We start from the raw sequence: 14,442 nt of genomic DNA on the forward strand, positions 1-14,442 counted from the left end.
GAAATTCATAGACAAATATCTGATTATCAGATATAAATATACAAAAAATAACAATTATAACCAAAAAAAATCCGCCTCAAGTTGTGAGACGGATTCTTTCATCTGATTAGAAATTTATTTTGTCTTATTTGATAATCAATTTGGAAACTGCTAAACCTTCATCAGACTTCAATTGTACTAAGTAATTTCCTGTTCCGATTCCGTTTACAGAGAATGTTTCGTCTCCTTTAGCAGATTTCAGTCCGAAAGATTTTACCAGCTTACCATTAAGGTCATAGATATTGATTTGTCCGTTTTTAGCTTTGTTGTATCTGATTTTTAATAATCCGTCAGTCGCTGGATTTTGAGTGATTTGTAATGATGTTTTGTTAGCATCAATTTTAGTTTCGTCAGTTGCTAAAGTTCTTTGATTACCAAAAATTCTGAATTCTCCTGGCTGAAGCGTAACGGTAGTAGAACTGCTTGCAGACATAGAAGTGTTATCCATCAAATTATACCAAGTTCCGGCGTAAGGGAAATTAGGTGTTACAGTTTGCGCTGTTGTTGTAAAGTTGGCAACTACCACTACGTTTTTCAAAGAACTTGCAGGCAAGGCGTCATTCCAAACATAGATTCTAGGTAAAAGATTTCCAGATTCTACAGTGAAAGTTGTTGTGTCAAAAACTTGACTTGACAATCTCATTGCTAAGATTTTTGACCAAGTGTCATAAACTGCTTTTCTATTAGCATTAGTATCATAACCTAAAGTGAAAGCTACTGGTTTTGGAGAAGTTCTACAATCGTTGCTAATCGTTCCATTTTCGCATCTGTTGATACTGAATTCGTAACCTAATTCTCCAAATTGCCAGATCATTTTTGGTCCAGGAACTGTGAAGAAAACTGCGCCATAAGCTTTTTGTCTATCAAGAGCTGTATTCAAGTCTTTAACATTGTAAGAACCATTGGTGTTTCCGTAAGCTAGGTTTTTGAACATTAATCTTTCTTCGTCGTGACTTTCACCATAGCTGATGTTTCTTCTTTCAGAAAAAGTATGGTTTTCGAAATCAACTCGGTTGAAATTGCTGTTTGAATCATAACCCATTGTGTTTTGACCATATGGAACAACTAAGTTATCCCACATCATTACACCTTTTCCTTCATTCAGTCTGTAATTTGCCCACTCTCTTTCTTCAGCGTTTCCTCCCAAATGTTCAAAAATAATATATGAAGTTGGATCGTAAGACCATTGATAGTCTGAATATAACTTCAGAACATCAACTCTGTCTTGCTGATAAGCTCCGGTACAAGATTCGTCTGATGCGGTACAATTCTGTGTAAATCCTTTCGTTAAGTCCCAACGGAATCCGTCAATTTTATATTCAGAAATCCATTGTTCCAAAACTCTATTTACATAATATCTCGTTTCAGGTTTTGAATGATTGAAATCGTAGAAAACACTATAAGCGTGCTTTGCAACTTGATTGAAGTATGGATTGTTAGCAGCTACATCTCCGTAACCACCAGTTGTACTTGTTGACCAAAGTCTTTCCAGTGGAGATCTTCCTGATGCGTGATTAAGCGCAACGTCAAGAATGACTGCAATCCCATTTTGGTGGCATTTATCAATAAACTCTTTAAATTTTTCTGGTGTTCCATAAGCTTTATCTAATGCTAAATGGAATCCAGGATTGTATCCCCAAGAATTATTTCCATCAAATTCCATTACTGGCATCAACTCGATTGCGTTGACATTTAATCCTTTGATATAAGGGATTTTGTCAATCATTGCCTGCCAGTTTTTTCCTTCGGTAAAATCTCTTACTAGAGCTTCATACACTATTAGATTTTGTTTTGCAGGTTTCTGAAAGTTTGTTACAGTCCAGTTGTATGCAGGTTTTGCAGTCTGGATTACAGAAACATCATATTGCTGTCCAGTAGGATAAGCAGGCAGTCCAGGATAAGTTGTAGAAGAAATCCAAGGATCGTCATCTGGAGACAATACTAATGTTGAATACGGATCCGCAACTTTCACTCCATCATTGGTTCTGTATTGGAATGTATAAACTTGTTGAGGTGTCAATCCTGTAATTTCTAACCAATAAAGGTTTGCATTATTGGTATCTCTTTTCATAATGTAATTTGAAGAAATTTGCCAGTTGTTGAAACTTCCAATCACATGAACATAATTTTTAAGAGGTGCATACAAAGCTAATCCCACTTTGGTAGGATCATTCGGGTCGTAACTTATCCCTTGTCTCATGTAAGACGGAATCGCTGCAATTTGAACTGCCGGGTTTGGAGAAACTGTAAATTTAGATGTTAAAGTTATTCCTGATGCCGTTGCTGTAACTTCAATTTGATTATCACCTGTAATATTAGGGGAAGTAGTTATAGTGGAAACATTATTAGCTGTGTAGATAGTATTCCCATTTGATTTAACAACATAATTTGCTGGTAAAGACGTGCTGTAAGTAATAGGGAAATTACTTCCCGAAGCTACAAAATTAACACTTCCGTGTTGCGGTGTCGTTGTTGTAAACTGAAGTTTTCCTACTGACGCATAGATATCTTGAGACTGTCCGTTTCCGGTTTTTGTCTTGATCAAAAAACCAATTCTTCCAATGCCTGTTCTGTTATAGAATGTTTTTGGAACAAAAGTAATTGTATAGGTATCATTACTTGAGTTGTAAGTCAGTTTGTTTGTCTCATTGGATGATGTCCAGGTTCCATTGGTAGGACATTCCATACTATTTGCATTATTACTGTCATACGACCATGCCCAAAGATATAAAGCATTGTTCGTGATTCCCCAGGTAGACTCGTTAATACTGCTACCATTGAAAGTAATTGTGATCGATTCGTCTTCATTAAAAGTCGGTGGACTTATAGAAGATGTCACAGTCTGTTGCTGCGCAAAGCTTGTGATCGCAAAAAATAATGCGATCAGGTTGTAAAAAAATTTCATAAGGTCTATATATTAAGTGATAAATATATACTTTTTCCATTATACAATTCAGATTTTTAATTTTACGGTGATTTTAATTTTAGTATTTTGATTTATAGTTGTTTGTGAGTTGTTGTTTAATTAATTAAAGCTTGTTTTTTCGAGTTTAGCTTAACTGAAAATTAACATTAAACACATTTTTGGATAAAATTTAGTTAATATGAATTTTCTGATATATTTTAAAAATTATATTAATATATTTTTATATTTCATATAATTTTCTATACTTTTACCATCAAACAAAAAACAATCTGCAATTATTTTAATTAAATATTAAGTTTTGAGTTCGTTTTTTATTGAGAATGAATTCAATTCATTCGGTTAGAATATTTTACACTAAATTTTTTTTTAAAATCAAATAGTAAATTATGAAAAGTGCATCTGAATCTGGTTATCATTTAGACGGAGTTGATAAAGAGATTGTCTATATGTTGATGGATAATGCAAAAACTTCTCTTGCGCACATCTCTAAGCACGTTGGGATTTCTACAACAGCAGTTCATCAAAGAATCAAAAAATTGGAGCAAGCAGGTGTGATAGAAAACTCTATCTCTTTCCTTAATCCAAGAAAAATTGGATATAAAGTTGTTTCTTATATTGGTGTGTTTTTAGATCAACCTAGCCATTATCAAGATGCAATCAAAAACCTGAATTTAGTAAACGAAGTTGTTGAGGCTCATTACACCACAGGTAATTATACTATTTTTCTAAAAGTCCTTTGTAAAGATAACGATCACTTGATGGAGATTCTTAACAAGATCCAGAAATTGAAAGGCGTTACCAGAACAGAGACGATTCTTTCTCTAGAGCAAAGTATCAATAGACAGTTGAAAGTTTAAAAGTTTTTATATAATCACGAAAGGGTACAAATTATTTGTATCCTTTTTTTATTTTTGTAATTATGGAAATCAATCAATATTTAGACTCAACATATCTGAAAATGCCAGAACAATCTGGGTTGACAGAAGAACAGACTTTTGAAAAAGTTAAAGAATTGACGGACGAGGCGATTGCTTACAACTTCAAAGAGGTAATGATCCGTCCCAACTATGTGAAGCTTATCAAAGATTATTTAGTTTCGAAAAATTCTGAAGTTTTGGTGGGAACAGTTATTGGTTTTCACGAGGGAACTTATTCTGTAGAAGATAAATTGAAAGAAGCCAATCAAGCGGTTCTGGATGGCGTAGATGAGTTGGATTATGTTATCAATTATGAAGCTTTTAAGGCGGGAGATTTAGATTTGGTTAGAAAAGAATTTGTTGAAGGAACTAAATTAGGTTTAGGTTTCGATAAAACTGTGAAATGGATTATTGAAATTGCCGCACTTTCGGATGCTCAGATTGCTGATTTGACTTCAAATATCTGGACTTGGGCACAAGAAAATTTTGAAGAAAAAGATTTCTCAAGAATCTTTGTAAAGTCTTCAACCGGCTTTTATGTGACCGAAGGTGGAAAACCGAATGGCGCAACCTTCGAAGGTGTAAAAATTATGCTTGATAATGCTGGAGAACTTCCAGTGAAAGCTGCTGGTGGTGTGAAAACACCTGCAGATGCAGAAAAAATGATTACAATGGGAATCCAGAGAATTGGAACTTCATCAGCCAAAGCTCTTTTGGGCGGAGGCGAAGTAAGTGCTGGTTACTAAGAAATTCAACAAAAAGAAAATTAATAAAAACTCTCCCAACATATCATTGTTGAGAGAGTTTATTTTTTTTACCAATAAGACTTCTATTCTGCAACCCAAACACTCACATTTCCCGCAGGACAAGGAAAACTTGCCCAGCCATTTTCATCAATTGTGACTTTATCTTGTAGATGTCCTGTGAAATCATAAAACGTTTTACCTGCATATCGTTTCCCTATTTCCATCGATTTTTGATTCACATCTTTGTTGCTTAAAACAACTACGCAACCCGAGTGTTCATCATCGCCTTCACGCGTCCAGCCGATACAATGTGCATCATCAAAATAATCTCTCTGCTCACCGTAAGCAAAATCTTTTCTGGCTTTGATGAGTTCTTCAATCGCGTCAACTTTGTCTAGAAAAATTTCATATTCGTTGCCATCTTTTCCTTGGTCTTTGTAATTTGCTCCATATAAATCGGGATAAAAAACACAAGGATAACCATCTTTCCTCAATAAAATCAAAGCATAGGCAATTGGTTTGAACCAAGTTTCAACTGGAGCTTCCAAAGCCTGAAGCGGTTGCGTATCGTGATTATCAACAACAGTCACAGCTTTATCTGGGTGTGATGCAACCAGTGTTTCTGTAAAAATCTCTCTCAAATCATAATCCGGATTTTTGGATGCACTATGAAGATTATTCTGTAACGAAGAATCAAAAAGGCTCATACAACCTTCGGTAGAATCTATGTAAGTTTCCAAAAGATGAAGATATCCCGGAGCCCAATATTCGCCAACTGCGAAGATGTTTTTTCCTGTATTTGAACGGAGATTATTCAGCCATTCTTTATAAAAATCAGGAGAAATGTGTTTCACAGCGTCCAATCTTACACCATCAAAATCTGTCTCGTCGTGATACCATTTTGCCCAATGATTGAGTTCTTCTCGCACAAAAGGATTTCTGTGTTCGATGTCGTTATACATCAGATAATCATAATTTCCTTTTTCATCATCAATGATATCATCCCAGCCATCTCCGTGGTCATTAATAATTCTAAAAATCCCTTCTTCGTTTCCTTCTGCATAATCTACACCTGAAAAGCAAGTGAAATTCCATTCAAAATCCGAATATTTTTTCTGTCTTCCGGGAAAAGTAAATTTGGTGTAAGATTCAATCTCGAAAACATCAGAAATCACTTTGTTTCTATCATTGTCATCCACTTTCACAACTTGGAATTTTTCCAATTCATCACCACCAGCTTTATGATTCAAAACGACATCTACAATGGTTTGGATGTTTTTTTCTTTTAGAGATTTAATAGCTTTGAGATAATCTTCTTTCGTTCCGTATTTTGTAGGAATAGTTCCTTTCTGGTCAAATTCTCCCAAATCAAAAAGGTCGTAAGCGCCATATCCAACGCCGTAACCACCGTTTGTGGATTTATAAGCCGGAGGAAGCCAAGTTGCAGTAATTCCTAATTCAGAAAGATAATGTGCGGATTCTTGGACGTGTTTCCAAAGGAATGAATCTCCAGGTGTGTACCAATGGAAAAATTGAATCATAGTCCCGTTCATAAGATTGTAGATTTTTTCAGATTGTTTGATTTGATATTTCGAACTATGAAAAAATCAAGCCAAGGAAATGGAAAGATTCAAGAGAAAAGTAAAAAGAATCAAGATTAAAATCCAACGTAGAAGCGAGCAAATAATTTGGGCGCCTTTATCCGTTTTCCGCTCCCAATCTTTTCACTTCACTTCATTGCGTAAAAAGGATTTCCGCTCAAGCCGGGGCGCACTTCGCAAAGTTGACGATTTGTCATAAATCCAAACTTAACATAAAGCACCATTTTGTCATTTCGGAGGAATCTAGATTGTTGAGATTTCTCCGGAATGACAATATTATGTTTTTAAAATCTGTAAAATCCGCCCAATCTGAGAGAAAAAATTATTCCCAATCTCTTCGCTAAGCAAAGCGCCTTTGCGAACTTAAAATATTTTCAATAATGTCACAAAAGCCTTTGTGGACTTTGCGTTTAAAAATATTAATCTCCAAACTCCTCAAAAGGAATCTTCAACTGAACAGAGACTTGTTTTTTCTCTTCCGTATTGAGATTTGAAAGTGATAATCCAAGCAAACGAATGGCTTTGTCAAAAGGTCTCAATTCCCAAAGTTGTTTAGCTGTTTTGTAGAATTTCTCCCAATTTTCAAAATACAATTCTTGAGTTTTGCTTCTCGTGTAAAGCGAAAAATCCTTGTATTTGATTTTCAGAGTCAATGTTTTTCCTTTGATTTCTCTTTTACTTAAACGTTCTTCCAATTCCTGACTGAGTGATTTCACTTTTTCATCAATCTCATCATCTTCATTGATGTCGTCCCAAAAAGTTCTTTCCACAGCTACACTTTTCTGAATTCGGTTGGGTTTTACTTCACCGTTATGAATTCCTCGAACGACATTGTAATAATATCTTCCTGATTTTCCGAAAAGTCCTTCGAGTTGTTGAAGTGTTTTTGCTTTCAAATCAACACCTTTGAAGATGTGAAGTTCGTGCATCTTATTAGCCGTAACTTTTCCGACGCCGTAGAATTTTTCAATCGGGAGTTGGTCTGGAAATTCATCAATCTTAGTTGGATGAATGGTTTTTTGTCCATTCGGTTTATTGATGTCAGATGCGACTTTGGCTAGAAATTTATTAACGGAAATTCCGGCAGAAGCGGTTAATCCAGTTTCTTCAAAAATCCGTTTTCTGATTTCTTTGGCAATGTCATTAGCAGACTCAATTCCTTTTTTATTTTCGGTTACATCCAGATAAGCTTCATCCAGAGAAAGTGGTTCTACCAAGTCTGTATAATCGTGAAAGATATTTCTGATTTTATTGGATATTTCTTTGTAGCGGGCAAATCGGGGAGGAACAAAAATAAGATGCGGACATCTTTCTTTAGCTGTTTTGCTCGGCATTGCAGAACGCACTCCGAATTTCCTCGCTTCATAACTTGCTGCTGCAACCACACCACGATGTCCGCCGCCAACAGCAATAGGTTTCCCACGCAAACCCGGATTGTCGAGCTGCTCTACGGAAGCATAAAAAGCATCCATATCTACGTGAATTATTTTGCGTTGCGATTGCATTTGATGTTCGATTTTTTTACCACAAAAGTAACAAAAGACTAAATGCAATTATATTTTAAAAAGTAAGAGCCTGTTTAAAAATTAATCAAAACCACATAGTCACATAGAAAACACAAGATTAAGTGCAAAAAAGAAAAAATAGGAGTAAAATATTTACTATTTTTTTTCTCTTTTTTTTACAAAAACTATGTGTCTATGTGGTTGTAAAATCTTTTCTGATACAAATTTAAACAAGCTCTAAAAGGATAAAAAGCTTTTGTTTCTTTTCTGGTTACTACAAATTTAGGCAAAAAAAATCCCGAAAATTTTCGGGATTGTCATATTGTTACTTTGTAAGTTTATCTATTGTTGATTGGATCTCCGGATCGTCTGGAGAAATTGCATAGTATTTTGCAATATTAGATTTTTGGTCTACCACAATATATCTCGGAATCCAGTTGAGGTCGACGTAATTATTGAAATCGTTTTTCCAACCAGATGAAAACCAATAGTTTTCTTTATCCTTCATCTCAAACCGCTCCAAACTTTTATCAAAACCTTCTTTTGAGCGTTCCAAAGAAAGGAAAACAAAATCGATATTTGGATTTTGAGCTTCTAATTCTTTGGCTTTTGGAAATGCTTTCAGACAGTCTCTGCACCAGCCAGCCCAGAAATCAAGAACCACAACTTTACCTTTGTGCTTTTGCAAAATATCTTTGATGGAAGTTTCTTTTCCATTTTCATCCTGTACTTTTTGGGCGAGCGCTTCTTTGGAAAATTGGGTTTTCAGAACTTTTGGAACTTCCTGAGAAAAGCCCAATTGGAAAACAAATAATAAGATGTAAACTAATATCCTCTTCATTTTTTTAATTTTTGAATAACGAAGTTAATCATTAATATATTAACACAAATAAAAAAGACAACTTAAAAAAGCTGTCTTGGTCATTTATATTTTGAATGGTATTAATAATTCTTTACAAGACCTTTTACAATCTTAATTACATTCGGCATTGCTTTGTTAGCCGCTTCCAGAACTTCTTCGTGGGAAACGGCAAAAGAAATTTCAGGACCGCCCAAATCAGTAATAATGGAAAGGCAGAAACAATCCATTCCCTGATGTTTTGCAACAATAACTTCAGGAACTGTACTCATTCCAACTGCATCACCGCCAATGGCTCTTACCATTCCGTATTCTGCAGGCGTTTCAAACGTTGGTCCTGTTAAAGCCACATAAACACCTTCTTTTAGGTCGATATTTTCCTGAGTTGCAATATCTTTAGCAATAGAAATCATTTTACGATTATAAGGTTCACTCATATCTACGAAACGAGGTCCTAGTTCATCTATATTTCTTCCTCTTAGCGGATGTTCTGGCATCATATTGATATGGTCTGTCAGAACCATCACATCAGCTACTTTGAAGTTTGGATTCACGCCACCGGCTGCATTAGATAAAATCAGATTATTAATGCCTAACAAATGGAAAACTCGGAAAGGAAAAGTAACGGTTTCGATAGAATGACCTTCGTAATAATGAAAACGACCGCTCATCATTAGAACTTTTTTACCTTCTAGAATTCCGTAAATCAATTTTCCACCGTGACCAACAACCGTAGTCTGGGGGAAATTCGGAATGTCTTTATAATCGAGAGTGTGAATGGCTTCTACTTCGTACTGAAGTTTTCCAAGACCAGAGCCTAAAACAATGGCAAAATCTGGTGTTTCCCCAATAATATTCTGGATAAATGCTGCTGTTTCTTTAAACTTTTCTAACATAATTCTGAATGATTTTGTTGAAATCTTCTCTCTTGTCAATCTCTACATTGATAGGCCAATAATAGATTTTATCTCTCAGATAATCGAATGTTTTAAGACGAACATAATCTTTTTCTGTGGTTAGAATTACTTTGTATTCACCTAGTTTTTTATACTCTGCAGAGATTTTTTTGATGTCATCATCTGTGAAGTTATGATGATCTTTGTATTGTAAATGTTTGACCTTTTTATTGTATTTAGAAATCTCTTTTAGCAATTGAGAAGGATTTGCAATTCCTGTAATTACTAAAACATCATAGTAATCCAAGTTTTTAACAGGCATCTGTTTATCAAGACCAAGAATGTTTTCATCATACGCAATGGACGAGAAAAATACTTTCTGATAATGTTGAGGTCTGATTCTGGAGATATAATATTGTTTTTTCTCTTCGGTCAAATCATCCGGACATTTGGTCACCATAATGATATTAGCGCGACTCATTCCGTTTCTGCTTTCTCGCAAGTCACCTGCTGGAAGGATGTAATCTTTGAAATAAGGATCATTATAATCTGTTAATAGAAGATTCATTCCCGGTTTGATGGCACGATGCTGATAGCTGTCGTCCAAAACCAAAACATCCAAATCCATATCTTCTATAATCTTCTTTGCACCAAAAACTCGGTCTTCGCATACCCCGATTACAAATCGGTTACGGAAGCGTTCGAATAATTGCATTGGTTCATCACCAACCAATTTATAGTTGCTGTCGTAGTTTACAATGCCGTATCCTTTTGTAATTCTTCCATATCCGCGAGAAAGTACACCTGTTCTGAATGAGCGCGAAAGATAATCTGCCAGATACATTACCATCGGCGATTTTCCGCTGCCTCCAACAGACAGGTTTCCGACACCAATAATTGGTGTTCTGAATTTCGAAGAAGAAAAAATTCCCCAATCATACATTCGGTTTCTAATAGAAGTTCCCAAATGATAACCCAAGGAAAAAGGGTAGAGATACCATCTTTTCATATGTGGCAAAAGTAAGGAAAATCCTTCTATTTTTAATTCGAGTTTTAAATTGAAATATAAAAATCAAAATTAGCTATCTTTGCACTCTTATATAGAATAGTTATGATATTATCTATGACAGGTTTTGGGAGAGCCGAAACTGTTTTTGAAGGCAAGAAAATCACTATTGACATCAAGTCTTTGAATAGTAAGAATTTTGACCTAAATGTTAAAATTCCATTGAGATACAAAGAGAAAGAATTTGATGTTAGAAAATTACTCAATGACAAAATCCTTCGTGGAAAAGTAGATTGTTACATCAATTGTGAAAGTCTTGAAGAGAACAATGATGTCAAAATCAACCAAGACGTGGTTAAAAACTATATGAATCAACTGAGAGAAGTGGGTTCAGACGCTCCAGAATTTGAGTTGTTGAAAATGGCTGTGAGAATGCCAGATGTTTTATCAACAAAAAGTTCTGAATTGGAAGAAGACGAGTGGAAAGCGCTTTTGGACGTTGTTCAAGAATCTGTTGCTAGATTTATAGAATTCCGTCAAACAGAAGGTAATCAACTGGCAGAAGAAATTGAGAAAATCGTTAGGAATATTGATAATAATCTTTCTCAAGTTGCTCAATACGAAGAAGAGAGAATTCAGCCAATCAAAGATCGTTATCTTTCTGCACTTAAGAATTTCGAAAATGTAGATGAGACAAGATATTATCAGGAGATGGTGTATTTTGTTGAAAAACTAGACATTTCTGAAGAAAAAGTTCGTCTTTCCCAACACATCAAATATTACCTTGAAGTAATGAAAAATGAAGATTTTAATGGAAAGAAATTGGGTTTCATTGCTCAGGAAATGGGAAGAGAAATTAATACTTTGGGTTCAAAGGCCAATCATTCTGAGATTCAGAAATTGGTGGTTGAGATGAAGGATGATTTGGAAAAAATCAAAGAGCAAACGTTGAATGTTTTGTAGAATTGAAAAAGAAGATTTTCCTTTTAATATTAGTTTTGGTGATTTCCAGATTCTTTTTGGGAATTTATAAAAATGATGAATTTGGAGGAAATCATTTATTCATCAAACATCGTCCGACTTGGCATTGGTATTTTTATTCACCGGCTGGATTATCAGATAAATCAATAGAAAATTTGTCACCTGAAGACCAAATAGAACAACAATATTGGGACGAGTTTGTTTCAGGAAAAGTTGAATTAGAATAGTTATTATATGAACTTCGGTCTTAGATTTCTTTTCATCCTTTTTATTTCATTTGTGAAATCGCAAAATATAGAATCATTAGCAAATATTCCTTCTGAGCTAAAGGAGTCGGAAATTAGAATTTACAAAGACAGAGGAATTTATAATAGTGGTTTTGTTTTCAGAATTTACAAAGATGGTCAAACCTGGAAAGCAAATTTAACCCAATGGTTTTTACCAAAGAAAATTAGCCAAGATGAATTTGAAAGAGTTGCGCCAAAATTAATAGCTCTAAAACCGACAAAGACTATAGAAGAGTTATTTTTAAATCTTAGAGCCTTAAATATCGAATTTCTCCCAAAAGAAGAATATTTTCAATATAAAAAAGAAAAAAGAAAAGTTGTTTATGATGAGGAAGAAAAAGATTGGTTATTTGAAACAACAAATGCAATACAGATTTTAGACGGAACAGGTTATTTAGTGAAATATCAATCAGGAAAACAAAAGAATGAGTTTCATTATAATAATCCAGAGTCTTATCTAAAACACTACCCAGAAATTGATGAACTCAAAAGTTTTGTAGATATTTTAAATTACATCAGAAAAGAATTTAACATAGAATTTTAAAAATCAAATTTTGAAAGAAAAAGTTATCATATTTTCCGCACCATCCGGAAGTGGAAAAACAACACTAGTAAAACACGGACTTTCTGTAGTTCCGCAACTAAGTTTTTCAATTTCTGCAACCACAAGGCAACCAAGAGGCGAAGAAGAACACGCAAAAGATTATTATTTCTTAACGCCTGAGGAATTCAGAACAAAAATATCAGAAGATGGTTTTGTTGAGTTCGAGGAAGTTTATACCGACAAATACTATGGAACTTTAAAATCTGAAATCGAGAGAATCTGGCAGGAAGGAAAAGTCGTAATTTTTGATGTCGATGTAAAAGGCGGAATCCGACTGAAAGAGATTTTCGGAGACAAAGCATTATCAATTTTCGTAATGCCTCCAAGCATTGCCGAATTGGAACAGAGATTGATAAAAAGAAATACCGACTGCGCAGAAACTATCAAAACCAGAGTGGAAAAAGCAGGCGAAGAAATGACTTATCAAAAACATTTCGATAAAATTATTGTGAATACAGATTTGGACACTGCAAAAGCGGAAGTCGAGAAAATAATCAATAACTTTATCAACGAATAAAAATCTGAAATATTTGTAAGATGAAACGCTTGCGTTGCATCTTACAAAAAATACAACTAAAAAAGTAGATGAAAAATACATTAGACGTTGCAATCAACAATATGCCTGTAAAAGGTTTTCTTGACCTCAAGGAATTTGCGATCCCAACAGGCGACGACCTTGTGAAGGCGATTCTCGACCTTAAAAAAGAAAAAAATGCAGTGATTTTGGCGCATTATTATCAGCCGGGTCCGATTCAAGATATTGCTGATTTTCTTGGAGATTCTTTACAGTTGGCAAGACAGGCGAAAGAAACTGATGCTGATATGATTGCTTTTTGTGGTGTTCACTTTATGGCAGAAGCGGCTAAAATTCTTAATCCAACCAAAAAAGTAGTTCTTCCTGATACTTTGGCCGGTTGTTCTTTGGCAGACGGCTGTTCGGCGGAAGGTCTTAACAAAATGCGCGAACAGCATCCAAACGCTTTGGTTGCAACTTACATCAACTGTAATGCAGAAACCAAAGCGGCTTCCGATATTATTGTAACAAGCTCCAACGCAGAACAAATCATCGAGGCTTTGCCAAAAGACAGACCAATTATTTTCGCTCCGGATAAAAATTTAGGAAGATATTTGAGTAAAAAAACAGGTCGAGATATGATTCTTTGGGACGGAAGTTGTATCGTGCACGAAGCTTTTTCTATGGAAAGAATTGCGCAACAATTGGCAGACCATCCTAATGCGAAATTAATCGCTCACCCAGAAAGCGAAGCTCCGGTTTTGGAATTGGCACATTTCATCGGCTCAACATCAGCACTTCTGAATTATGTGGAACAAGATGATTGTCAGGAATTTATCATTGCGACAGAAGAAGGCATTCTTCACGAGATGAGAAAACGTGCGCCACACAAATCCTTGATTCCGGCTTTGGTTTTCGACGAGAGCTGCAACTGTTCAGAGTGTTTCTTTATGAAGAGAAATACATTGGAAAAACTCTATCTGTGTATGAAGTACGAACTTCCGGAAATTGTAATGGATGAAGATGTTCGCCTCAAAGCACTCAAGCCTATCGAGGCAATGCTGGAACTTTCCAAAAGTATAAAATAAAATATTTCTTAAACCTTATCTTTTTGATGAGGTTTTTTTCTGACAATTTTATATATTTACTTAAATAAATAACCTCATGAAATCAAAAATTATTCTGGAAAATATTCAAATCCATGCTAATCATGGGGTTTTGTTGGAGGAAGCTTTGATTGGAAACAATTATATTGTTAATGCAGAATTTCATGCAGATCTGGAAAAAGCTTCTGAATCGGATAATCTGAATGATACAATTAATTATGCGGAATTGAATGACATAATCCACCAAGAAATGGCGATCCGTTCAGAGCTTCTGGAACATGTGATTGGAAGAATCATTAGTAAAATTGAAAAAGCTTTTCCTCAAATAACTTTTATAAAAATCAGACTAACTAAAACTGTTCCTCCAATGCGAGGCGAAATGAGTGGTGTAAGTCTGGAATTTGAAAAAGAAATTATATAATTTTAAAAGGCTTCGAGAGACTCAGTCTGGCACT

Annotated in this window: 14 protein-coding genes; 8 read left to right on the forward strand and 6 right to left on the reverse strand. The window is 34.9% G+C overall.

What is annotated here, in order from left to right; genetic code table 11:
- Positions 1–124 precede the first annotated feature (124 nt).
- Complete coding sequence (locus DRF58_RS13465; RefSeq protein WP_116036211.1) at positions 125–2,944, reverse strand: alpha-amylase family glycosyl hydrolase; 2,820 nt, start codon at positions 2,942–2,944, stop codon at positions 125–127.
- Positions 2,945–3,351: 407 nt separating this feature from the next.
- Between DRF58_RS13465 and DRF58_RS13470 the strand changes: the two genes are divergently transcribed.
- Together DRF58_RS13470 and deoC are read left to right on the forward strand one after the other, a co-directional pair.
- A complete protein-coding gene (locus tag DRF58_RS13470) occupies positions 3,352–3,822 on the forward strand; it encodes an Lrp/AsnC ligand binding domain-containing protein (protein ID WP_116036212.1) in 471 nt (156 codons plus the stop codon).
- 59 nt (positions 3,823–3,881) lie between these two features.
- A complete protein-coding gene (gene deoC / locus DRF58_RS13475) occupies positions 3,882–4,628 on the forward strand; it encodes a deoxyribose-phosphate aldolase (RefSeq protein ID WP_116036259.1) in 747 nt (248 codons plus the stop codon).
- 83 nt (positions 4,629–4,711) lie between these two features.
- Here deoC and DRF58_RS13480 read toward each other — a convergent pair whose 3' ends face one another.
- The 5 genes from DRF58_RS13480 to lpxK form a co-directional block, all read right to left on the reverse strand.
- Positions 4,712–6,181, reverse strand: coding sequence for an alpha-amylase (locus DRF58_RS13480; RefSeq protein ID WP_116036214.1), 1,470 nt, complete (start codon positions 6,179–6,181; stop codon positions 4,712–4,714).
- 467 nt (positions 6,182–6,648) lie between these two features.
- Positions 6,649–7,734: a DNA polymerase IV gene (gene dinB, locus DRF58_RS13485; protein ID WP_116036216.1), complete on the reverse strand. Its 1,086-nt coding sequence runs from the start codon at positions 7,732–7,734 to the stop codon at positions 6,649–6,651.
- 325 nt (positions 7,735–8,059) lie between these two features.
- Entirely contained in the window at positions 8,060–8,575 is a 516-nt protein-coding gene (locus DRF58_RS13490) for a TlpA family protein disulfide reductase (protein ID WP_116036217.1), read from the reverse strand.
- Between the two features lie 101 nt (positions 8,576–8,676).
- Positions 8,677–9,489, reverse strand: a complete 813-nt coding sequence (locus DRF58_RS13495) for a purine-nucleoside phosphorylase (RefSeq protein WP_116036219.1) — start codon at positions 9,487–9,489, stop codon at positions 8,677–8,679.
- Positions 9,473–10,498 (reverse strand): tetraacyldisaccharide 4'-kinase, encoded by a 1,026-nt coding sequence (gene lpxK, locus DRF58_RS13500; RefSeq protein ID WP_116036221.1) that lies wholly within the window; start codon positions 10,496–10,498, stop codon positions 9,473–9,475. The genes DRF58_RS13495 and lpxK overlap by 17 nt, the downstream gene beginning before the upstream one ends.
- Before the next feature lie 102 nt (positions 10,499–10,600).
- Here lpxK and DRF58_RS13505 point away from each other — a divergent pair, with 102 nt between their 5' ends.
- The 6 genes from DRF58_RS13505 to folB all read left to right on the forward strand — a co-directional run bounded on the left by DRF58_RS13505 (position 10,601) and on the right by folB (position 14,408).
- Positions 10,601–11,458: a YicC/YloC family endoribonuclease gene (locus DRF58_RS13505; protein ID WP_116036222.1), complete on the forward strand. Its 858-nt coding sequence runs from the start codon at positions 10,601–10,603 to the stop codon at positions 11,456–11,458.
- Between the two features lie 2 nt (positions 11,459–11,460).
- Positions 11,461–11,703, forward strand: coding sequence for a hypothetical protein (locus DRF58_RS13510; RefSeq protein ID WP_116036224.1), 243 nt, complete (start codon positions 11,461–11,463; stop codon positions 11,701–11,703).
- A gap of 52 nt (positions 11,704–11,755) precedes the next feature.
- The gene (locus DRF58_RS13515) at positions 11,756–12,307 is read left to right on the forward strand and encodes a hypothetical protein (protein ID WP_123902413.1); all 552 of its coding nucleotides are present in this window, start codon (positions 11,756–11,758) and stop codon (positions 12,305–12,307) included.
- A 10-nt stretch (positions 12,308–12,317) separates the two neighbouring features.
- Complete coding sequence (gene gmk, locus DRF58_RS13520; protein ID WP_116036227.1) at positions 12,318–12,884, forward strand: guanylate kinase; 567 nt, start codon at positions 12,318–12,320, stop codon at positions 12,882–12,884.
- Between the two features lie 68 nt (positions 12,885–12,952).
- The gene (gene nadA / locus DRF58_RS13525) at positions 12,953–13,969 is read left to right on the forward strand and encodes a quinolinate synthase NadA (RefSeq protein ID WP_116036228.1); all 1,017 of its coding nucleotides are present in this window, start codon (positions 12,953–12,955) and stop codon (positions 13,967–13,969) included.
- A gap of 76 nt (positions 13,970–14,045) precedes the next feature.
- Complete coding sequence (gene folB / locus DRF58_RS13530) at positions 14,046–14,408, forward strand: dihydroneopterin aldolase (RefSeq protein WP_116036230.1); 363 nt, start codon at positions 14,046–14,048, stop codon at positions 14,406–14,408.
- Positions 14,409–14,442 lie beyond the last annotated feature (34 nt).

It is taken from the genome of Epilithonimonas hispanica (assembly GCF_003385395.1).
Taxonomy (GTDB): domain Bacteria; phylum Bacteroidota; class Bacteroidia; order Flavobacteriales; family Weeksellaceae; genus Epilithonimonas; species Epilithonimonas hispanica.

Coding starts and splice junctions, on each gene's coding strand:
- DRF58_RS13465 (WP_116036211.1), bottom strand. CDS start 2,944: ATGAAATTTTTTTACAACCTGATCGCATTATTTTTTGCGATCACAAGC.
- DRF58_RS13470 (WP_116036212.1), top strand. CDS start 3,352: ATGAAAAGTGCATCTGAATCTGGTTATCATTTAGACGGAGTTGATAAA.
- DRF58_RS13480 (WP_116036214.1), bottom strand. CDS start 6,181: ATGAACGGGACTATGATTCAATTTTTCCATTGGTACACACCTGGAGAT.
- dinB (WP_116036216.1), bottom strand. CDS start 7,734: ATGCAATCGCAACGCAAAATAATTCACGTAGATATGGATGCTTTTTAT.
- DRF58_RS13490 (WP_116036217.1), bottom strand. CDS start 8,575: ATGAAGAGGATATTAGTTTACATCTTATTATTTGTTTTCCAATTGGGC.
- DRF58_RS13495 (WP_116036219.1), bottom strand. CDS start 9,489: ATGTTAGAAAAGTTTAAAGAAACAGCAGCATTTATCCAGAATATTATT.
- lpxK (WP_116036221.1), bottom strand. CDS start 10,498: ATGAAAAGATGGTATCTCTACCCTTTTTCCTTGGGTTATCATTTGGGA.
- DRF58_RS13505 (WP_116036222.1), top strand. CDS start 10,601: ATGATATTATCTATGACAGGTTTTGGGAGAGCCGAAACTGTTTTTGAA.
- nadA (WP_116036228.1), top strand. CDS start 12,953: ATGAAAAATACATTAGACGTTGCAATCAACAATATGCCTGTAAAAGGT.
- folB (WP_116036230.1), top strand. CDS start 14,046: ATGAAATCAAAAATTATTCTGGAAAATATTCAAATCCATGCTAATCAT.